Origin of the sequence: Marinicauda sp. Alg238-R41, from assembly GCF_947331485.1 — a bacterium.
GTDB classification, from domain to species: domain Bacteria; phylum Pseudomonadota; class Alphaproteobacteria; order Caulobacterales; family Maricaulaceae; genus Marinicauda; species Marinicauda pacifica.
The window spans coordinates 1660881-1680477 of record NZ_CAMZOJ010000001.1; the positions used below are offsets into that span (position 1 = coordinate 1660881).

At 63.5% G+C, this 19597-nt stretch carries 19 protein-coding genes; 9 read left to right on the top strand and 10 right to left on the bottom strand.

Annotated elements, in window-relative coordinates; translation table 11 throughout:
* The first annotated feature begins 29 nt into the window (after window positions 1-29).
* Both PGP17_RS07915 and PGP17_RS07920 read left to right on the top strand, forming a co-directional pair.
* The gene (locus PGP17_RS07915) at window positions 30-1166 is read left to right on the top strand and encodes a TonB-dependent receptor domain-containing protein (protein WP_270375008.1); all 1137 of its coding nucleotides are present in this window, start codon (window positions 30-32) and stop codon (window positions 1164-1166) included.
* A complete protein-coding gene (locus PGP17_RS07920) occupies window positions 1166-2365 on the top strand; it encodes a M14 family zinc carboxypeptidase (protein ID WP_270374882.1) in 1200 nt (399 codons plus the stop codon). The genes PGP17_RS07915 and PGP17_RS07920 overlap by 1 nt, the downstream gene beginning before the upstream one ends.
* Window positions 2366-2455: 90 nt before the next feature.
* Here the strand turns inward: PGP17_RS07920 and PGP17_RS07925 are convergent, their stop codons facing one another.
* Window positions 2456-2659 carry a dodecin family protein gene (locus tag PGP17_RS07925; RefSeq protein WP_135943397.1) on the bottom strand — a complete coding sequence of 68 codons (204 nt, stop codon included), beginning with the start codon at window positions 2657-2659 and terminating at the stop codon, window positions 2456-2458.
* A gap of 132 nt (window positions 2660-2791) precedes the next feature.
* Window positions 2792-3124: an ArsR/SmtB family transcription factor gene (locus tag PGP17_RS07930; protein ID WP_135943398.1), complete on the bottom strand. Its 333-nt coding sequence runs from the start codon at window positions 3122-3124 to the stop codon at window positions 2792-2794.
* Between the two features lie 91 nt (window positions 3125-3215).
* Here PGP17_RS07930 and PGP17_RS07935 point away from each other — a divergent pair, with 91 nt between their 5' ends.
* The 6 genes from PGP17_RS07935 to PGP17_RS07960 all read left to right on the top strand — a co-directional run bounded on the left by PGP17_RS07935 (window position 3216) and on the right by PGP17_RS07960 (window position 7796).
* Window positions 3216-3710 carry an arsenate reductase ArsC gene (locus PGP17_RS07935; RefSeq protein ID WP_270374883.1) on the top strand — a complete coding sequence of 165 codons (495 nt, stop codon included), beginning with the start codon at window positions 3216-3218 and terminating at the stop codon, window positions 3708-3710.
* Complete coding sequence (arsB, locus tag PGP17_RS07940; protein WP_270374884.1) at window positions 3703-4782, top strand: ACR3 family arsenite efflux transporter; 1080 nt, start codon at window positions 3703-3705, stop codon at window positions 4780-4782. Before PGP17_RS07935 ends, arsB begins: the two co-directional genes overlap by 8 nt.
* Window positions 4779-5501 carry an arsenical resistance protein ArsH gene (arsH, locus tag PGP17_RS07945; protein WP_270374885.1) on the top strand — a complete coding sequence of 241 codons (723 nt, stop codon included), beginning with the start codon at window positions 4779-4781 and terminating at the stop codon, window positions 5499-5501. The genes arsB and arsH overlap by 4 nt, the downstream gene beginning before the upstream one ends.
* A gap of 221 nt (window positions 5502-5722) precedes the next feature.
* Window positions 5723-5917 carry a hypothetical protein gene (locus PGP17_RS07950; protein ID WP_135943402.1) on the top strand — a complete coding sequence of 65 codons (195 nt, stop codon included), beginning with the start codon at window positions 5723-5725 and terminating at the stop codon, window positions 5915-5917.
* A gap of 24 nt (window positions 5918-5941) precedes the next feature.
* Window positions 5942-7153 (top strand): glutathione S-transferase family protein, encoded by a 1212-nt coding sequence (locus tag PGP17_RS07955; RefSeq protein ID WP_270374886.1) that lies wholly within the window; start codon window positions 5942-5944, stop codon window positions 7151-7153.
* Between the two features lie 142 nt (window positions 7154-7295).
* Window positions 7296-7796, top strand: a complete 501-nt coding sequence (locus tag PGP17_RS07960) for a GAF domain-containing protein (RefSeq protein ID WP_270374887.1) — start codon at window positions 7296-7298, stop codon at window positions 7794-7796.
* A gap of 15 nt (window positions 7797-7811) precedes the next feature.
* Here the strand turns inward: PGP17_RS07960 and PGP17_RS07965 are convergent, their stop codons facing one another.
* The 6 genes from PGP17_RS07965 to PGP17_RS07990 form a co-directional block, all read right to left on the bottom strand.
* Window positions 7812-8237 carry a hypothetical protein gene (locus PGP17_RS07965; protein WP_270374888.1) on the bottom strand — a complete coding sequence of 142 codons (426 nt, stop codon included), beginning with the start codon at window positions 8235-8237 and terminating at the stop codon, window positions 7812-7814.
* Between the two features lie 23 nt (window positions 8238-8260).
* A complete protein-coding gene (locus PGP17_RS07970) occupies window positions 8261-9478 on the bottom strand; it encodes a hypothetical protein (protein WP_270374889.1) in 1218 nt (405 codons plus the stop codon).
* Between the two features lie 190 nt (window positions 9479-9668).
* Window positions 9669-11189 (bottom strand): PepSY-associated TM helix domain-containing protein, encoded by a 1521-nt coding sequence (locus PGP17_RS07975; RefSeq protein WP_270374890.1) that lies wholly within the window; start codon window positions 11187-11189, stop codon window positions 9669-9671.
* Window positions 11190-11200: 11 nt separating this feature from the next.
* Window positions 11201-11803, bottom strand: coding sequence for a hypothetical protein (locus PGP17_RS07980; protein ID WP_270374891.1), 603 nt, complete (start codon window positions 11801-11803; stop codon window positions 11201-11203).
* Window position 11804: 1 nt separating this feature from the next.
* Entirely contained in the window at window positions 11805-13892 is a 2088-nt protein-coding gene (locus tag PGP17_RS07985; RefSeq protein WP_270374892.1) for a TonB-dependent siderophore receptor, read from the bottom strand.
* Window positions 13893-14072: 180 nt separating this feature from the next.
* Complete coding sequence (locus PGP17_RS07990; RefSeq protein ID WP_270374893.1) at window positions 14073-16301, bottom strand: S9 family peptidase; 2229 nt, start codon at window positions 16299-16301, stop codon at window positions 14073-14075.
* 249 nt (window positions 16302-16550) lie between these two features.
* Between PGP17_RS07990 and ettA the strand changes: the two genes are divergently transcribed.
* On the top strand, window positions 16551-18215 hold the full coding sequence (gene ettA / locus PGP17_RS07995; RefSeq protein ID WP_135943411.1) for an energy-dependent translational throttle protein EttA: 1665 nt from the start codon (window positions 16551-16553) through the stop codon (window positions 18213-18215).
* Window positions 18216-18311: 96 nt separating this feature from the next.
* Here the strand turns inward: ettA and tatC are convergent, their stop codons facing one another.
* Window positions 18312-19112 (bottom strand): twin-arginine translocase subunit TatC, encoded by an 801-nt coding sequence (gene tatC, locus PGP17_RS08000; RefSeq protein ID WP_270374894.1) that lies wholly within the window; start codon window positions 19110-19112, stop codon window positions 18312-18314.
* The gene (gene tatB / locus PGP17_RS08005) at window positions 19109-19588 is read right to left on the bottom strand and encodes a Sec-independent protein translocase protein TatB (protein WP_270374895.1); all 480 of its coding nucleotides are present in this window, start codon (window positions 19586-19588) and stop codon (window positions 19109-19111) included. Before tatB ends, tatC begins: the two co-directional genes overlap by 4 nt.
* Between the last annotated feature and the right edge of the window lie 9 nt (window positions 19589-19597).

Here is a 19597-nt window from a genome sequence, read left to right on the forward strand (position 1 = left end):
TTCCGCTTATCCAGTCGATCGACGTCCAGCTGGCCGTTCGCCACGAGGACTATGATTTGTTCGGCGCGGTTACCAAACCGAAGGTCGCGCTGGCCTGGCGTCCGAGTGACTTCCTGCTGGTGCGCACCGCGTGGTCGCAGGGCTTCAAGGCGCCCAACCTGCAACAACAGTTCGAACGCAGTCTGGAGCGTGTGAATACGCGTCCCGATTACGTGTTCTGCGAAGCCGATCTGCGCGCGGGACGCATCGCCTCCTTCTCCGATTGCGACCGGTCGGACTCGGTGGTCAGCCAGCGCGAAGGGTCGACCGATCTGGGGCCGGAGGAGTCGGAGAGCTTCTCTGCAGGTGTCGTGTTCGACGCTTTCTTCGTGCCCGAACAATGGGGCAGCTTCCAGTTTACCGCAGATTACTGGTCCATCGAGCAGGAAGACGTGGTCGGAATTTTCGGCGACGACAATCACCTGGTGCTCGACTATCTGCTGCGCACGCGCGGGCAATCCAATCCGGCCGTGGTGCGCGAAGCCCCGACCGCTCAGGACATTGCCGCTTTCCAGGGCACCGGGCTGGAACCGGTGGGCCAGATCCGCTTCGTCGAGGACAATTATACCAACCTGCTGCCGCGCACGGCGGAAGGAATCGACTACGCGTTCTTCTACGATCTCGACGATACGCGCTGGGGCGATTTCAGCCTCAACGTGAACGTCGCCCAGCTGCTGACCTTCGAGCAGGACATCGCCCCGATCGAGGCGGAGATCCTGGCCGCCCAGGATGCTGGCGAGATCAGCGAAGTGGCCAATCTCTCCGGGGTCGGCGATCTGATCCGTCAGGACGGGCGGCCCGAATGGCGCTGGAGCGCTTCGGCGACTTGGCGCTACCAGGCCTGGGGCGCGGGCTGGTTTACCAGCTTCGTCGATGACGTGCTGGATACCAGCGCGACCAACGATGACACACGCGAATACTGGACGGTGGACTCCTACCTGCGCCACAACGCCTACGTTCAGTACACGTTCGGATACGAAGGCGAGCAGCCTTTCAGAGTGCGTCTGGGTGCGCGCAACCTGTTCGACGAGGAGCCGCCGCTGGCCGATGAATCCTTCGGTTACATGGGCTCGCTCCACTCCTCCCGCGGACGCTTCGTCTATGTGGATCTGCGGAAGTCCTTCTGATGATCGCAGACGTTCTAAAGCAGGCATCGGGCGCCTTGGCGCTCGGTGCCGCCGCCTTCAGTGTGTCCGCCTGCGCTACGGTGCCCGCCGGCGACACCGGCGTTCGCGCCAGTGCCGACACGAAGGCGGCGCTCTGCCAAACGGGCGGGGTGACGGTCCTGGGTCTGTTTGAGACCGCGGGCCGGCATCATTGCACGGTGACCGGACCGGGTGCGGTGACACTGAGTGTCGATCCCGAGGCGGCCGTGGCCGGCCCGATCAATCCCAGTCCCTGGTACCGGTTCGAGTTGGAGGCCGAGCGAGGAACCGGGTTCGCCGTGACTCTGGATTATGGCGATTACCGCCATCGCTATAACCCGCTGATCGAGCATGACGGTGACATCGCCCCTCTGGACGAGGCGCGGGTCCTCCGGGAGGAACCGGGGAACCGGGTTACCCTGTCTCTGGCACTGGATGCCGGCACGACCCTGGTTTCGGGGCGTAATGCCCGCACGCCGGACCAGATCGCAGCCTGGAGTGAGGCCTTCGCGCGCGACCATGGCTTTGAAAGCATCGACTATGGCCGGTCAGCGCAGGGACGTGTCCTTGAAGCGCTGGTGACTGGAAATGAGCGCGAAGACACGCTGATCGTAGCCATGACGCGCCAGCATCCTCCCGAGGTCAGCGGCGCTCAGGCGTTCGAGGCGTTCGCCGAACGCCTGGCCGGGCAGGGCGGGGCACGCGATGCGCGTATCTTGCTAATCCCGCTGGCCAATCCGGACGGTGTGGCCGGCGGTCACTGGCGCCACGGTGCGCGTGGGGTGGACCTAAATCGTGACTGGTACACGGTCGAAGAACCGGCCGTCTCGGCGGCCCAGGCGCTGATCGAGGCAGAAGCGGAGGGCCGGGACCAAGTCCTGTTCTTCGATTTCCATTCCACCAACCGGACCGTGATCTACAGCCCGCCAGACGATTATGCCGGGCGAGGTGCCGATTTCCTGGCGCAGTTGCGCGCCCTGTACGCGGCAGAGCTGTCCACCCCTCCGCCGTGGGAAGGTGCCCATAATCCGGGCAAAGGGACCTCGAAAGGCTGGGCTATCAGCGTGCTGGAGGCCCCCGGCCTGACGGTTGAACTCGCCGATCATGCAGAGAGCCCGGAGATCGAGGCGGTCGGCGCGCTGACTGCGGATGCGGCCCTGTCCTATGCGCGTTCGCGCTAGCGTGTGTGCGTGGCTCGCTGCCCGGGGCAACAAAAAAGCGGCTGCGGGCTGAGGCCCGAGCCGCTTTTGCCGATCGACGCAGAAAAGAGGTCAGTCGTCGAGTTCGAACGTGATCTGCATGTTCACCTTGAACTCTTTTGCCTTGCCGTTCTCGATCATGACGTTCTGGTCTTTGATCCAGCAGCCCTTGACGTTACGCAAGGTCTTGTTGGCCCGGTCGATACCAACCTTGATGGCGGCTTCGAAACTCTCCGGGGACGTGGCGGAAATCTCGGTCACTCGAGCAACGCTCATAGCGATTCCTCCGATTTTGCTGTAACGCTTAACCAACAACCTTAAGCGGCGTGTTGTTCCATTCGGGGATCATTCACACGCCACCTGACCGGTTTTTGGATACGGTTCGAGAGCCGCCATCGCCGCGTCGCGCTAGCAGGATGAATTTAGTGCGCTCATCGCCGGCTGGCAGGCTTCGGGGTGTCCCTGACAGCACTCATCCACCAGGAAGCTGATCGTCTCGCCGATCGTGTCCATTCGCGCAGTGTAGATCCGGCTGCGCCCCGCTTTGCGCATGGCGATCAGGCCGGCATGGCTCAGAACGTTGAGATGGGCGGACAGGTTATTCGGCGCCACGGCCAGGTGTTCGGCCAGTTTTCCAGCCGGCAGGCCATGGGGCGCATTCACGATCAGCAGCCTGAACAGGCGCAGACGCGTCTCATGGGCGAGGGCGGTGAACTTCGCGGCAGCCTCGGACTCGGTCATGCTCAGCTCTTCATTTCAAAACAAGTTGAGATATCGAAGTATATAGTTTAGCGGGTTTGGCAATGCCCGTCAGGCTTCCAACGGAGTGCCCGTGACCCGTCTTCTTATCTTGTGCACCGGAAACTCGGCCCGTTCCATACTGGGCGAGGTCCTGTTCAACGCGTTGGGGCAGGGACGCATCCAGGCGGTTTCCGCAGGCTCTCAGCCCAAGGACGAGCCGCATCCGCTGGCGCTTGAAACGCTTGCGGTACACGGCCATGAGACGGCAGGGCTGCGCTCAAAATCCTGGGATGAGTTTGCCGGACCGGACGCAGCGCATGTCGATGGCGTCATCACCGTCTGCGATTCGGCGGCGGCCGAGTCGTGTCCGATCTGGCCGGGAGCACCGGTCAGCGTGCACTGGGGCCTACCCGACCCGGCGGGGGTCAAGGATGAGGCGGCCGCCCGCGCCGCGTTCGAGACGACCTACCAGGCATTGCGCAAACGCATCGAGCGAGTTGTGAATGCGGCGGGCCTGGACGATCCAGCTACGCTCAAAGCCGTGCTGACCGAAGCCCATGAGAAGGAGTCCGGCGATCATGTCTGACTTGAAGGCGAAGGCGGTGTCCGGCGGCATCGGGTTCTTTGAAAAATGGCTGTCGGTCTGGGTCGCGCTCGCGATCGCGGCCGGCGTCGCGCTTGGGACTGTGTTTCCGGCAATCTTCGATGCGCTGAGCCGGTTCGAGTTCGCTTCGGTCAATCTGGTCGTCGCCGTTCTAGTGTGGGCGATGGTCTATCCGATGATGGTCAATGTGGACCTGGCCGGGCTGACGCGCGTGGGCGAACGTCCCAAGGGGCTGGTGATCACGCTCGTGGTGAACTGGCTGATCAAGCCTTTCACGATGGCGGGGCTGGCCGTACTCTTCTTCGAGGTTGTCTTTGCGCGCTTCATCGACCCCACCGACGCGACCCAGTATATCGCCGGCCTGATAATCCTGGGGGCCGCGCCGTGCACCGCAATGGTCTTCATCTGGTCTCAGCTGACGCGCGGCGACCCCAACTACACGCTGGTCCAGGTGGCCGCGAACGATGTGATCATGATCGTCGCCTTCGCGCCCATCGTCGCCATCCTCCTGGGCGTGACCGACATTGCCGTGCCGTGGGAGACTCTGCTGCTCTCGGTCGGGCTCTACGTGCTACTTCCCCTGACGGCAGGCTGGCTGACCCGGCGCCATCTCATGGCGGGGCGGGCGCGGGTCCAGGGCGAAGCGCGGGTCGAGGCGTTCACCGCGCAGGTCAAACCGGTCTCGGTCATCGGGCTGATCGCGACGGTGGTGATCCTGTTCGGCTTTCAGGGCGAGACCATCCTGAACCGGCCAGGTGTTATTGCGATGATCGCCGTGCCCTTGCTGATCCAGTCCTACGGCATTTTCGCGATTGCCTACCTGGCGGCCTGGGCCTGGAAAACACCCTACAATGTCGCAGCGCCGTGCGCGTTGATCGGGACATCCAATTTCTTCGAGCTCGCGGTCGCGGTGGCGATCAGCCTGTTCGGCCTGAATTCGGGGGCCGCCCTGGCCACCGTGGTGGGTGTGCTGGTGGAGGTTCCCGTCATGCTGTCCCTCGTGGCGCTGGCCAACCGGACGCAGCGCTTCTTTCCCGGAGAAACACGGCCATGACCGCCGATGCTGAGAGCACCCCGAATGTCGAGGAATGCTGCTTTGAAGACATCGATCATGGTGCGCTGTTTCCGACGGTGCGAAGCGGTCACAAGCCTCGTATTCTCCTGCTCTACGGCTCGGTTCGCGCGCGCTCGTTCAGCCGGCTGGCGACCGAGGAAGCCGCGCGCATCCTGCGGCGGCTCGGCGCGGAAACGCGCACATTCAACCCGTCCGGCCTGCCGCTTCCTGACGATGGCGAGCCGGATCACCCCAAGGTCGCCGAACTGCGCGAGCTGGTGACCTGGAGCGAGGGCATGGTCTGGTGCTCGCCCGAGCGTCATGGCGCGATGACGGCGGTCATGAAAGCCCAGATCGACTGGATCCCGCTTTCGCTGGGTGCTGTGCGTCCAAGCCAGGGCAAGACGCTGGCGGTGATGCAGGTCTCGGGCGGGTCGCAGAGCTTCAATGCGGTCAACCAGCTGCGCGTGCTGGGGCGCTGGATGCGGATGATCACCATCCCCAACCAGTCTTCGATCCCCAAGGCCTTTCTCGAATTTGACGAGGAGGACCGGATGAAGCCTTCCGCGCTTTACGACCGGGTGGTGGACGTCATGGAGGAGCTGGTGAAGTTCACACTCCTCACCCGCGACAGCTCGGCGTATCTCGTGGATCGTTACTCGGAACGCAGGGAAAGCGCCGAAGAGCTTTCCCGCCGGGTAAACCAGCGCACCCTGTAGCGATGGGCGCGCGCGTGCAGGTTTCGCGAAACCTCTGAATTTCCTGCCAGCGAAACGAATCGCGGCGCGAACCGATTCCAAATCGGGTATGTGTGGCTTGCGGGACACGCTTGGTTTCCACTCTGCCGTGAACCTCGGGAACCCGGGGAGAAGGGCGGCGTTTAGCCAGCCACAGCGTCTCGCAAACTGCTTGCCGACGCGACATCGCAAAACGAGGTCCCATGTCCCGGCTACGTCCCGCCCGCATCGCCTATGCCGCCATCGCGCTCATTCTCGTCGCGATCGGTGCGCTCTTCTTCATGTTCCTGGAAGAGAGCGTTGCGCAGACATCATGCGGTGTCGTGACCCTGACCGAGGCGGAGACCGAAACCGAAGCGCCGTGCGCCGCTGTCGAGCGCGTCGCCAACGGCCACTGATCGAAAAAGTCTGGAGGGCCGCTCATGCGTGCCTATAAATTGATCACCGCGTTTGGTTCGCCGGCATCGTTGAAGACCCGCGCCTTTCTGCGCTGGGCCAACGTCCCGGTGCGTGAAACCGAGGCGAGTGCGCTCGTTCTGAAGAGCGCCGTACGTCCGCGGCTGAAGTCGGTCCGGGTTCCGGTGCTCGTGACGCCGTCGAACGAGGCGCTGAGCGATCCGCGACTGATCCAGGACTGGATCGGCCAGCACGAGCCGGGGCCGTCGCTGACGCCGGGCTACGGGCACCACCGTTTCGTCTCGCGCCTGCTTGAGAGTTTCGCGGATGAAGTGCTTTCGCCGGCGACGGTCTTCGTGTCCTGGAATTCGGATATGGAGCAGGCGACTGCCCGGATGGGAGTGTCGCTCTATCCCGACCTTGATGAGAAGCAGCAGATGCGCCAGGCGCGCCTGCTATCCGCCCAGTTGATGCACGCGCTCGATGTGCGGGGTTTTGGCAAAGCCGAAGCGGACCAGTCCCGATCCCTGATTACCTCGGTGATCTCCATTCTCGATCGCCATTTCGAGAATAACGCGTTCATTCTCGGCAATTCGCCCTGCCATGCCGATTTCGCGATCTTCGGTGCCCTGGCGATCCTGCGTGAGACGCCGGCCACGCGCGACATGCTGGCCAAGGCCGAGAATGTACGTCGCTGGCTTGCCGAGGTGAACGCGCCGTTTGAGACGCGCGATGGCGATTTCCGCAAGGCGTACACGCTTCCGGAAAGTCTCAACGAGCTCGTCATGCTGGCCGCCGAGCACTTTCTGCCGCAGGCCCTTGAAGCTTGTGACGCCGTGGCCGATTGGGCCGATTGCAATCCGGGCAACATGCAATTGCCGGCGACATTGTCGGCGGCGAAGCGGAGCGAGGCTGGCCAGCGTCAGCGTCGGGGCCATGTCCGGGCCGAGGCGCAATGGCTGTTGCAACGCCTTCTCGAGACGCTGGGCGAGGACCTGCCCCGCGTGGAAGCGGAGGCGCGCGACGAGCTGCTTCTCGCGATGGGCTATGAAGGGCTGAAGAATTTCGAGCCGGAACGCACAGTTCTGCAAACCCACCACGTGTTCAGAGTCGATCTGCGCACCCGCCGCGATTCCGGCGCGAGCCACCAGTCCACCGAGCAGGCCGGATACGCCTTGATGAAGGCGCGCGAAGCTGCCGGAGACAGCCGCGAGTTCGATCGCGTCATCATGGGCTGAGTCCGCCCCCGGGCCGAGTGGACTTCCTGCCGGATCCGCACGCAGCGCGGCGCTCTTTCAGCGCTCGCGCGTGCATATCCCCCCTTTCTCTCGCTCGCGTCAGCGCCTACCTACGCTGAACCGCAGCGAAGGGATGAGATCGATGGCCGAAGCGATGAGCACAGCGCCTGAAGGCGAAAGCCGGGCTGAAGCTTACGCGCGCCTCCACAAGGAGATCGCCAGCGTCGTGGCGGGAGAAACCAGCGAGACGGCGCGCTTTGCGACTGCCGCCTGCCTGCTCTCCCACGCCTTCGCGCCGCGCTATTTCTGGACCGGATTCTACCAGGTCGACCCGGAGAAACCGCAAGAACTCGTCGTCGGTCCTTACCAGGGAACGCTCGGGTGCCTGCGCATTCCGTTCGGACGCGGAGTCTGCGGCGCGGCAGCCCAGACCGGCGAGACCCAGCTGGTCGCCGATGTCCATGCCTTTCCTGGACATATTGCGTGCGATGCACGCAGTCAGTCGGAGATTGTGGTGCCGGTCCACCGGGCCGATGGCACGCTCGCGGCCGTCCTCGATGTCGATTCTTCGGAAAAGAATGCATTCGACGAGACCGACAAGATTGGTCTTGAAGCTATTTGCAAGACGCTCCTGACCGCCTGAGGCGCACGAGGCGGCCTAGAAGAGGCCGAGAAACTTCTTGCGCTTCGGCTTCACCTTGATGTTCACGGAGGCCCGCCTGGTGCGCATCTCTGGCTTCGCCTTGGGTGTTTGAAGCGCGCTGGTGTCACCCGGCAGGCGCGGGGCGGGCGGCGCGCAGATGTCGGCGTCGCACAGGGCGCCGTCCATTGTGGCCGAGCCCATGATCGAGCGGACCGAAACCCGGTCGGTGCCCAGATCCGACAGTCCAAGACGTTCGCGGACCGCCAGACGGAACTCGCCGGCGCGCGCTTCAAGCTTGTCGCGGCGCTGTTCCAGTTCGGCCAAGCGAGACAGATCGACCGGACGTGGTGTGCGGACCGCGTCATCCTGCGTTTCGGCGCGTGCTTTTGCGAGGGCCGCACGGGCGCGTTCGATATTCAGCTTGGTGTTTTCAGAGACCATCGTGTTGCTCCGCTGTGCCACCGTCAGGACTTGCGAGCATACCACTCTAGGCCAGCCGTGTGCGAGATCATAATCGCATCGACGTCGCCGCCGACACCGGTCTGGGCGAGCTGCAGATCGCTTTTGAGAATATTGAGTTCGACCAGGGCCTTGGCGGTTTCAGCCAGTTGGCGCTTGCCTGAAGCCGCCACCACGGAGATGAACGGGCCGATGAACTCGTCCTGGCTGAAGGTCTGGCTGCCCCGGATGAATTCCATTGTCAGCTGCGGGAGGGTGGTGGCCTGCATGCGTTCGAGAATCGGTCCGGCTGCCTGCGGCGTGATCCCGGCCTCGGCCAGCGCTTTTTCTGCTGCGGCTTCATTGGTCATCAGGTTCATCGCGATCATCATGTCGAACATCGCCGGATGCACGCCCCGGAGGAAAGCATGGGTCATATCTGCCTGGGCGAATGTGCGCACGAACGCGTTAGGTCCCTCCTCGACACCGACGCGCGTCGTCTCGTCGTGTGCCCGCTTCAAGATGCCGTCGACCAGGATCGAGGCGTAGAAATGCTCGTAGACGGGGAAGACGTCATCATCGCCGAAGCCGGCAAAGACCATTCCGGCATAGGGCTCCAGGAATGCTGGCATGGTGGCTAGCATATAGGCGAAATCGAACAGTTTTTCGCGAACTTCGCCCGAGCGGCCGAATTCTCCCAGAGACTGGGCGATGATCGCATCGAGCAGGTCGCGGTAAAGGTCGTAAAAACGTTCGCGTGTGAGTGCTTCCAAGACTTTTACACTGTGCCGGTCGGTGCCGGCTTCGTCGCGTGCCAGGTGGGCACGATACAGGTCGAGGGCCGCCAGGAAGGCCTCCTCGTCGCCGGTATGGGTGCTGCCAGGATAGGAGCGCATGGCGCGCGCGTGGTTGAGGACGGTCAGCACGGCGAGGCGCATGAGTTCTTCGAACTCGGCGCGCTCCTCGGCCTCGGGAAACAGCTTTCGGTTCTGGTCCACGAAGCTGAAGAAGGCCCCGGCGCATTCGCTGACCGAAGTGAACTCCGATTGGCCATGGGCCTTGGAGAAGGCATGGGCGATGTTCGACCAGGAGCGGCCCAGGACATCGCCGCGCGAATAAACCATCAAAGCGATCGAACCGGTCAGTGGCAGTATTTTTTCCGCTTCCAGCGTGACAACCGGTTCAGGCCCGCCGCCATAGGTCACCGCGCTGTCGGCCGCGAGCGCCACAGCCTGACGGTTCATGATCATGACTTCCGACGTCATCCGCCCCTTACCCCCTCGACCCGTACCGGTTCTGCGCGAGGCCCCACCCAGCGCGCGATTACGGTCGTATTGGAGGCGACCCTAGCCGAGCTGGAGACAGGTGTTAAGGCGCGTTAACCCCCGATCATGGTTAATGCGAGACGCTTTGTCCCGAGGCGCGGCTCAAAGGTCACGCCTGCGAGGAGACGGGGTCTGGAGTGCCCGGCGCCGGCTCTCGGCTGGCACGGCCGGCCCTGGCGAAGCCGAACGCGCCCGCTACGCTCAGCGCGATGGCGGTCAGAAGGAGCCACGCGCTGACGCCCCAGAAGGCAGGACTCGCCGGGGCGCCGGACGCGATCGCGTGCCAGAGAACTCCGAGCGCGATGAATGCAGCGCTGGCGAGTTTCAGACCGGCCGAGAGGATCGCCCTTGATCGCACGAAGGTGGAGAGGATCGCCACGCTGGCCAGCCCCACCCAGAAGATCGGCGCGAGCCAGACATCGGAAGCGCCACCGGATACGGCAATGAAACATAGGGCGAGCAGGGCGGGGCTACCCCAGATCACGCTGATCCACGCGCGTTCCAGGCGCGGCGACGCCTTGGCGCGTGCCGCCCGCTTCATGAGCCAGAGATTGACCCCGCTCGCGACGATCATGCACAGGGCCAGACCCAAAAGGGCGTAGGCGATCTTGACGGGGAGGCCGCCAAAGCTGCCGAAATGGAGCTGGTAGGCCCCAGCAATGATCTGCTGGCCTACCGTGCCGTTCTCGAGCCCCACCTGGCCCTGATACTCGCCGGCCGCGTCGAACTGGTAGTACTCGCCGAAGATGAGCCGCCGCGGCAGGCGCGAGAGGATTTTCACGCTCTGGCTCTCGGTGCCGGGATATTCCAGATCGAGAAACCAGGGTTCCACATCCGGCCGCCGCTCGCGCATGGTGTGAAGGGCGGGAGCGATATCGGCGACCGGCGCTTCGGCGTCGCTGCGCACGCCTTCGGCCCCGAATGTCGGCTGGAACGCATAGCGCATGTCGCCTTCGTGGAAGCTCTGGCCGACGACAACTGCAAACAGGATGGACAGGCCAAGCATCGCCCCGGTCAGCGGAATGATGACGTGGAATGGGCTCCCCCATACCGAGAGGCGATTGTGCAGGTCGGCTTCGGCCAGCTGGGGATTGCCGCTGCGGCGGAAGCGGAAGGCATCGCGGAATACGCGCGGGTGGGCCGCAAAGCCCGAAATTACGAGGGCGAGCATGATCGCGCCGAAAATCCCGACCAGGATGATGCCCGGTGTATGCGGAAGGTTCAGGTAGTAGTGCTGCTCGATCAGGAATTCTGAATAGGCGTGATCGACTTCCCCGGCCAGAGCGCCGTCCGGGGCGATGAACCATGCATCGTCTCCGAGCAGTGCAGTCATGCGCGGTGCGGCGCGCGTCGGCAGGACCATGTAGGCGCTGTCCGGCAGCGCCCCGTCATGGATCGACTGGTAGCGCGCGATCGCGTTGTCCATGCCGAGGCTCGCAGCTTCGGGCGTGTACTCGCGCATCTCCGGTGCGCCGGGCTGTTCCCAGCGCGCAAAGTCCTCGTGGAAGACCACGAGCACGCCGCTCAGCGACAGGATGAACAGGACTGCACCCGCGACCACGCCTAGCCCGGCGTGGGCGGAGAGGATCTGCGCGACGAATTTTTTCGAGACGGAAGGCCAGCGAGCCATGACGATGTCTTTCAGGTCAGGGTGCGGGTCAGAAGAAGGAGGCCTGCGGAGAGCACGACAATGGTCACCATTGCGATGCTGCGCCAGCGCAGGGCGATATCGATGGTCGCGACCACGGCCAATACGCCCCAGCCCAGTACGAAGAAGAAAAGTCCGCCCAGCAGCGCGTCGGGCTGCGGCGCGCCTGCACCAAGCATGAGGCCGTAGATCGACGCGGACAGCGCAACGGCTGCCACGCCGGCGAAGACGGTGGCCAGAACACCGGCATAGACGGTGCGTACGGTTTTCATGGCGCTAAGCGTCGCCTGCGAGGCGGTGCTTTCCGCCCGCGATGCATTGCGCCGGACGGGGCCGTCCGGGCGTGCATACTGGACGGCAAGCACGACCAGAGCAGCGATCATGGCCATGAGGGCCGCCATGGCCACGCCGCGATCGGGGCCGGAGGCGACGATCCAGACCGGCAGGGAGATAACAAGCGTTCCCCAACCGACCCAGAGGGAGCCGTCATGCCGGCCGGCACGCTTGGTCCAGCTGGCAAAGAGAAGGCCGACCCCGGCGGCGGACAGAGCCGCCGCCAGGATCGTCATCGGGATATGGAGACCGTGGGTGAACAAATCAGAAGGTCCGCGACAGGCGCAGATTGACCGTGCGGTCTTCGCCCGGGAAGCAATCGCCGCGAGCCAGGCACGCTGCGTAATAGTCCTCGTCGAAGACATTGCGCACGTTCAACGCCACGGACCATTGTTCGAAATCATAGGCCGCCAGCAGATCGAACAGCGTGTAGGAATCGGTCGTGATCGTGACCTGGCTCCCATCTACGACGCTGACGCCGTTGCTTTCGCTTTCGCCGACATAGCGCACGCCCGCACCCAGGCGTACGTTCTCGAGAACGGCCGGACGAAGCGTTGCCCAGACCGAGGCCTGTTCTTCGGGGACTGAAGCAAGGGGCAGGCCGTTCGGGTCTTCGGTATCCAGCGTGCTGGCATTGGCTTCCAGGGTCACATCGCCCAGACCGCTGTCGAAGCCGGTCAGGAACTCGAACTCAAGACCTTGAATGTTGGCAACGCCTTCCTGTTGCGACGGGGCATTCGGCAGACCGAACGGGTTGCTGAGATTGGACTGTTCGATATCGAACCAGGCTAGCGTCATGTAGGTGCGAAGGCCGGGCTGGTATTTCAGGCCCACCTCGATCTGCTCGCCTTCACGCGGCTTCAGCGCGTCCCCGGTCACGGCATCGGTACCGATTACCGGTTCGAAGCTCTGGGCAAAGCTGACATAGGGCGAGAGTCCGTTGTCGAAAGCGTAGAGCGCGCCGACGGCAAACGTGGTCGCGTCGTCGCTCTGGGTCACCGCACCGTTGTCGTTTTCGACATCGTCGAAGCGAACACCGGCGTTGAACTTGAACCGGCCGATGTCGATCTGGTCGTTCAGGTAGAAGCCGAGATACTCGTCGGTGCTTTCGGAGCTTCCGCGAACCGCGTCGAGCTCGGCCGCGGTGGGCACGCCGACGCCATAGACCGGATCGAACGCATTGATCGTGCCCTGGACCAGGAAGGCCGTCGAGCCGGTCAGTTCGATCGACTGGTGGTTCACGCCGGCGAGGACTTCGTGCTCGATCCCGCCCGTGGTGAATTCGGCGCGCACGCGGGCATCCACGGCGAATTGCCTGGACGTGGCCGCGTCGTCATACCAGCTGCGGAAACCATTGCCGTTTGCGTCGATACGCGGCGCGCCGGCGCCGGCGAACGTGATCCAGCTCTGGGCATAGTCGCTCTCGCCCTCGCGCCAGCGTGCCGTGCCTTCCAGCGTGAAGATGTCGTTGAGAACATGCGAGCCCAGAAGGGTCACTGCGGTGGATTCGGTGTCGTAGTGATTGAAGCCGGGTTCGCCGTGGTAGGTCGAGCTCTCGATGCGTTGTCCGCTGGCAGAGTCGAAAAGCGTACCGGTAAGCGGCAGGAACTGCGCGGCCACGTCACCATCACGCTCATCGTAATTGACCAGGAGGGTGAGGCTCGTCTCTTCGGTCGGCTGCCAGGTGAGCGACGGGGCGAGGGAAACCGAATCGTCGGTGACGTAGTCCACCTGGGTGTCGGAGTCGCGATAGAGCGCGACCAGGCGTGCGAATACGTCATTGCCCAGCGCTACGTTCAGATCCGTCGCAGCCTGCGCGCGGTCATGCGTGCCGTAGGACAGGACGAACTCGCTCTCGATGCCGGCGCCGGCAATCTTCGAGACGGTGTTGACCAGACCGCCCGGGGATCCCTGACCGTACAGCACCGAGGCCGGGCCCTTGAGCACTTCGACCTGCTCGAGGGTGTAAATCTCGGGGCGCGTATTGTTGTAGTTGCCGAAGAGCGACTGGAGGTTGTCGCGATATTCCGGGGCGCTGAGCCCGCGTACGGCGTAAAAGTCGCCGCGGGTGGAGAAACCGTACTGATCGCCGATTACGCCGGAGGTGTAGTTGAGCACATCATCGAGCGTCAGCGCGCCCTTGGACAGGAACATGTCTTCGGTCTCGATGGAGACCGAGCGCGCGGTCTCCAGGATCGGCGTATCCGACTTGGTGGCGCCAAACGTGGTCATCTGACCGGTCACGCGAATGATGTCATTCACGCCGGTCTCATCGCTCTGTTGGGCCAGAGCGGGGGAGGCGGCGGCCAGGGTCAGCGCGGAGGAGGCAAGCAGCAGGCGGGAGAAGGTCATCGATAGTCCCCAAAAAACTCTTGGAAGAATGAAGTTGAGGGCGTGCTAATGCGAGCGATTAGCAAAATCAATGAGAATTATTCGCAATTGTGCAGCGCGTTGGTCCGTGCGCTGTCTTTGCAACGAAAAGCGCCACCGGCGGTGACCGGTGGCGCCTTGGTTTGCACTCACGCACCCTGACTAGCTGTCCTGATCCAGACGGCGGTCGAAGAAGCGGAAAATCGTCGTCCACATATGGGTTTGAAGGGCCGGCGGACGCACGCCGTGGCGCTGGCCGGGATAGGTCATGATCTCGAAATCGGCATTCTGTTCCTGCAGCGCCGCGAACATCCGGGTCGAATGGTCGAACGTGACGTTGTCGTCGGCCATGCCGTGGATGATGAGGGTGGGGGTCGCGTAATTCTCCACATGGGCAAAGGCGGCGCCTTGCTCGTACCCGGCCGGGTTGGCGGCGGGCGTGTCCATGTAGCGCTCGGTATAGTGCGTATCGTAGAGCGACCAGTCGGTAACCGGCGCCCCGGAGACCGCCGCATCGAACGCGCCGGGCGCCTGGAGCGTGGTCATCAGGGTCATGTAGCCGCCATAAGACCAGCCCCACAGGCCGACTCGATCTGGATCGACGAAGTCGCGGCTTTCGAGAAATTCCAGACCGGCAAGCTGGTCCTCGACTTCGATGCTGCCCATGCGGTCGTGCAGAGCAGCTTCGAACTCATGACCGCGATTCCAGCTGCCACGATTGTCGACTCTGAACAGGACATAGCCGCGATCGGCGAAGAGCTGGTCGCGCGCGCCGGTCCAGGCACGCGTTACCCTCTGGACGTGGGGTCCGCCATAGACCTCTACGATGGCGGGGCAGGGCGCCTCGGTCGTGCAATGGTCCGGCTTGATCATCGACCAGTAGAGCTCGGTTTCACCATCCGCGGCCACCACCGTGCCGAACTCCGGCGTGACATGGCTCTCGACATAGGGGGCGTAGGGATGATCGGCATTCAGCGCGTTTTCCTCGATCCACGCGATGTGCGTGCCATCCATCTCGTAGAGGCCGGTGCGCGGCGGGGTGTCGGTGTCCGAATAGGCGCCGATGAAGGCCGCCCCGCCATCGCCCAGCGTCGCACGCCACACGCCCTCGCCAGAGGTGACCCGCGTTACCTCGCCACCTTCGATCGAAACCGCGTAGAGGTGACGCTCAAGCGGGGAGGCGCGCCAGCCTTCGAAATAGACCGTTTGGCTATCTTCGGAGAGGCCTGCCAGCTCGTCCACAACTCCGGTTCCGACCGTGATCGCCGAGACCTCGCCGTCTTCGCTGACGCGATAGACCTGCCGATAGCCCGTACGCTCGCTCGTCCACAGAAAACCGCCATCGTCGAGTGCGGTGAAATCGTCGGTCAGATTGACCCAGGTCGGAGCGCGTTCGGTCAGAAAGACCTCGCTTGTCCCAGTCTGCGGGTCGACAGCCAGGACATCAAGTTCTGTCTGTTCCCGGTTCTGCCGCTGGACATAGACGCGCTCTCCCGACGCGCTCCAGTTGACCCGCGCCAGGTAGATGTCGCTCTCATCTCCCAGATCGACCTGGGTACGTTCACCGCTCTCCACATCGAAAATCCAGAGCTCGATCTCGACATTGTCGGTACCCGCGCGCGGATAGCGCTGCTCGCTGACCGACACGCCCTCGGCCGAAATGCCAAAGCGCGGCACGATCTGGACCGGGGTCTCGTCGATGCGCGCGACCGCGATCTTCGACCCGTCCGGGCTCCACCAATAGCCGGTGTAGCGGTTCATTTCTTCCTGGGCGACGAACTCGGCGACGCCCCAGCTGACCGGGCCTTCGCCCTCTTCGGTCAGGGCACGCTCCTCGCCGGTTTCCAGATTGTGCAGCCAGAGATTCTGATCGCGGATGAACGAGACATATTCCCCTTCGGGCCCGACCTTGAAGTCGGTCTCGAACGTCTCGGTCTCCATCAGGCGGCGCGCCTCGCCGCTCTCGACATCGACGTAGAAGACATCACCGTCCAGCGGGACCAGAACCGCCTCTCCGCTCTCGTCCCAGTCATAACTGACCACGCCGCTTTCAGAGATGCGGGCGCGCTCACGGTACTGGATTTCGGCCTCGGACAGCTCGCGCTCCTCCGGCGCCAGGGCACGCGCATCGACCAGGCGGTAAGTGCGCCCGTCGGCCACGTCCATCGCCCACAGGTCGAGGACCGTGCGGTCTTCCTCCTTGGGGCGCAGGAAGGTCACGCGCGATCCATCCGGCGAGAATTTCAGCGAGCGCGGCGTCGCACCATCCAGCGAGGGCGAGGCAAAGACCCGCTCGATCGTGAGGTCCGGGCCTGGGGTCTCATCACTCTGTGCGGCAGCGAGGCCGGGGAGAATGAGGCAGGGCAGCGTCGCGGCGAGAAGTCGGCGCATGGAGCGGTCTCCTGGGACAATCGAAAACAGGATCTCCTTGGTAGCCGAGCCCGGCGAGGCGGGCAAATCCACCGACGCTGGCCCGAAGATAAACCCTGGCGGGAACGCGAGGCGGCACGTCGGCCGCGGCGTCGCTGAGCCCTCCGTCTGGACGCCTTTCCATGCCTGTGTGCATTGCCGCAGGCGCGTGTCTCCGCTATGAGAGCGACCAAATTCCCAACATGCCCCATGAAGGAGCGCTGACGGCCCATGTCGTCCTATCAATACGTCTACCACATGGACAATCTGGCGAAGACCTATCCTGGCGGGAAACAGGTCTTCTCCGGCATTTCGCTGCACTTCCTGCCAGACGCCAAGATCGGCGTTGTCGGGGTGAATGGCGCGGGTAAATCCTCCCTGTTGCGCATCATGGCCGGACAGGATCAGGACTTCACCGGCGAAGCCTGGGCGGAGAAGGGCGTACGCGTCGGCTATTTGCCCCAGGAACCCCAGCTCGATCCGGAAAAGACGGTCTGGGAGAACGTCATCGAGGGCAGCGAAGACAAGAAAATCTACGACGCCTACAACGCGATCGCCATGAAGCTCGCCGAGGATTATTCCGACGAGCTGATGGAAGAGATGACCGCTCTGCAGGAGCAGGTCGATGCGCGCGACGCGTGGGACATCGATTCCAAGATCGAGATGGCAATGGACGCGCTGCGCTGCCCGCCGCCGGAAGCCGACGTCACGACGCTGTCGGGCGGTGAGCGCCGCCGCGTCGCGATCTGCCGTCTGCTTCTGTCCAAGCCGCACATCCTGCTGCTTGACGAACCGACCAACCACTTGGACGCGGAATCGGTCGCCTGGCTGCAGCATCACCTGGAAAATTATGACGGCGCCGTGCTGATCGTGACGCACGACCGCTACTTCCTGGACTCCATCACCACCTGGACGCTCGAACTCGACCGCGGCCAGGGCGTGCCCTACCAGGGCGGGTATTCGGACTGGCTGGAGCAGAAGACCAAGCGCCTGGCCCAGGAATCGCGCGAGGAAAGTGCCAAGCAGCGTGCCCTGTCGCGCGAGCTGGACTGGATCCGCTCCTCGCCAAAGGCCCGCCAGGCCAAGTCAAAAGCGCGTATCAAGTCCTATGAGGAGATGCGCGACCGGGCGGACAAGGAAAAGATTTCCACCGCCACCATCCGCATCCCCCCTGGCCCGCGCCTGGGTGGAAATGTGGTTGAGTTCGACCATGTGACCAAGGCGTTCGGCGACAAGCTTCTGATCCAGGACCTGGACTTCAAGCTGCCCCCGGGCGGCGTGGTCGGCGTGATCGGTCCCAACGGCGCCGGCAAGACGACGCTGTTCAAGATGATCACCGGTGAGGAGCAGCCCGACGAGGGCAATGTCACCCTCGGCGAGACGGTCAAGCTGGGTTATGTCGACCAAAGCCGCGACGCGCTCGATGGCACGAAGAATGTCTGGGAAGAGATTTCCGGCGGCAATGACGTGCTCAACCTGGGCGGTCACGAAGTGCCGAGCCGGGCCTATGTCGGCGCCTTCAACTTCAAGGGCGGCGATCAGCAGAAGAAGGTCTCCGTCCTCTCGGGCGGTGAGCGCAACCGCGTCCACCTGGCCAAGATGCTCAAGGAGGGCGGCAATCTGCTCCTCCTCGACGAACCGACCAACGATCTCGACGTGGAGACCCTTTCTGCGCTGGAAGCGGCGCTCGAGGATTTCCCCGGCTGCGCCGTGGTGATCTCGCACGACCGTTTCTTCCTGGACCGGATCGCCACCCACATCCTCGCCTTCGAGGGCGATTCCCACGTGGAATGGTTCGAAGGCAGCTTCTCCGACTATGTCGAAGACAAGAAGCGGCGCCTGGGCACCGACGCGGAAATCCCCCACCGCATCAAGTTCCAGAAGTTCGCGCGGTAATTGGCTGGAAGTTCAGCGAAAATCGAAACCCCGGCGAAGCAGCGCCGGGGTTTCTTTTTGTCCGATGTTTGAGGACGGGCCGGAATTCCGCCGCGGTTACTCGCTCCCGTCGTCGCCGCGTTCCTTCGGCTCGACCAGCTTCACCGCCAGGATCGACAGGCCGTAGAGGCCGAGCATCGCCACGCCGAGGAATATCTGGCTGATCGGATCCGGCGGCGTGACGAAGGCGGCGAAGGCCGCGATGCCCACGACCGCAAACTTCCACCACTGGATGAGCTGCTTGGACGTGATGATGCCCACCTTGCCGAGCAGGGAGAGCAGGACGGGAAGCTGGAAGCTGATCCCGAATGCCAGGATGAGCGTAGTGACCAGATTGAGATACTCGCTGACACGCGTCAGCAGCTGGATCTGTGCGCGTCCTTCGCCTGCCGCCTGTTCCTGGCCCAGCGCGAAGCTCATGATGAAGGGCAGTATGAAATAGTAGACGAAGGCCATGCCGACCGCGAACAGGACCGGGGAGGCAATGAGGAAGGGTGCGAAGGCCAGGCGCTCATTCTTGTAAAGCCCCGGTCGCACGAAGGCCCAGACCTGGTAGGCGATCACCGGAAAGGCGACGATGATGGCGCCGAACAGGGCGAGTTTCAGCTTCACGAAGAAGAATTCGAGCGGGGCGGTGAAGATGAGCTGGAGTTCCAGATCGTCGCCGCGCAGGCGCCGGGAGGCATCCTCGAACGGTACCAGCAGGATGTTGTAGATCGTCTCGGCGAGGAAGAAGCAGGCGCCGAACCCGATTGCGACGGCGATCAGGGTCACGATGAGCCGGCCGCGCAGCTCGATCAGGTGGTCCATCAACGGCGCGCGCGACGCTTCGATATCGTCTTCAGGCGTATCAGTCATGAGGCGTCATTGCCCGAAGCGGTCTTGCGGTCCTCACGCTGGTCGAGGGGCAGCATCTGCTCGGTATCCTCTGCCACCGCCCGATCGACCGCGTCCCCGTCAGTAGTTGAGGCCGCATCCGCGCCGGGATCGCTCTTGGGCACCTTGCGGGCCGTACCCCCGAACGTGCCGGTGCGCGGGTGAGGCCGATCGACCTTCAGGTCGCGCAACTCGTTTTCGGCCGCCTTGATCTCCCGGCTCACATCGCCGACCGGGTTCGAGTTCTTGAGCGCCTGGATTTCCTTGCGCAGCTCTTCCATCTCCGCCTCGCGGCCAAGCTCTTCAAAGCTGCGTTGGAAATCGCGCGCCATCGAGCGCAGTTGCGCGATCGCGCGGCCCAGCTTGCGCATCATCAAGGGAAGGTCGCGCGGGCCGACGACGACCAGCGCGAGAATGAAGATGACCAGGAGTTCCGGCGCGCCGATACCCGGGTTCATGGCGCTCGC

Coding starts and splice junctions, on each gene's coding strand:
- PGP17_RS07930 (WP_135943398.1), bottom strand. CDS start 3,124: ATGACCGAGTCCGAGGCTGCCGCGAAGTTCACCGCCCTCGCCCATGAG.
- PGP17_RS07990 (WP_270374893.1), bottom strand. CDS start 16,301: ATGCGCCGACTTCTCGCCGCGACGCTGCCCTGCCTCATTCTCCCCGGC.
- PGP17_RS07955 (WP_270374886.1), top strand. CDS start 5,942: ATGCGTGCCTATAAATTGATCACCGCGTTTGGTTCGCCGGCATCGTTG.
- PGP17_RS07920 (WP_270374882.1), top strand. CDS start 1,166: ATGATCGCAGACGTTCTAAAGCAGGCATCGGGCGCCTTGGCGCTCGGT.
- PGP17_RS07960 (WP_270374887.1), top strand. CDS start 7,296: ATGGCCGAAGCGATGAGCACAGCGCCTGAAGGCGAAAGCCGGGCTGAA.
- tatB (WP_270374895.1), bottom strand. CDS start 19,588: ATGAACCCGGGTATCGGCGCGCCGGAACTCCTGGTCATCTTCATTCTC.
- PGP17_RS07950 (WP_135943402.1), top strand. CDS start 5,723: ATGTCCCGGCTACGTCCCGCCCGCATCGCCTATGCCGCCATCGCGCTC.
- arsB (WP_270374884.1), top strand. CDS start 3,703: ATGTCTGACTTGAAGGCGAAGGCGGTGTCCGGCGGCATCGGGTTCTTT.
- PGP17_RS07925 (WP_135943397.1), bottom strand. CDS start 2,659: ATGAGCGTTGCTCGAGTGACCGAGATTTCCGCCACGTCCCCGGAGAGT.
- arsH (WP_270374885.1), top strand. CDS start 4,779: ATGACCGCCGATGCTGAGAGCACCCCGAATGTCGAGGAATGCTGCTTT.
- PGP17_RS07985 (WP_270374892.1), bottom strand. CDS start 13,892: ATGACCTTCTCCCGCCTGCTGCTTGCCTCCTCCGCGCTGACCCTGGCC.
- PGP17_RS07965 (WP_270374888.1), bottom strand. CDS start 8,237: ATGGTCTCTGAAAACACCAAGCTGAATATCGAACGCGCCCGTGCGGCC.
- PGP17_RS07970 (WP_270374889.1), bottom strand. CDS start 9,478: ATGAACCGTCAGGCTGTGGCGCTCGCGGCCGACAGCGCGGTGACCTAT.
- PGP17_RS07975 (WP_270374890.1), bottom strand. CDS start 11,189: ATGGCTCGCTGGCCTTCCGTCTCGAAAAAATTCGTCGCGCAGATCCTC.
- ettA (WP_135943411.1), top strand. CDS start 16,551: ATGTCGTCCTATCAATACGTCTACCACATGGACAATCTGGCGAAGACC.
- tatC (WP_270374894.1), bottom strand. CDS start 19,112: ATGACTGATACGCCTGAAGACGATATCGAAGCGTCGCGCGCGCCGTTG.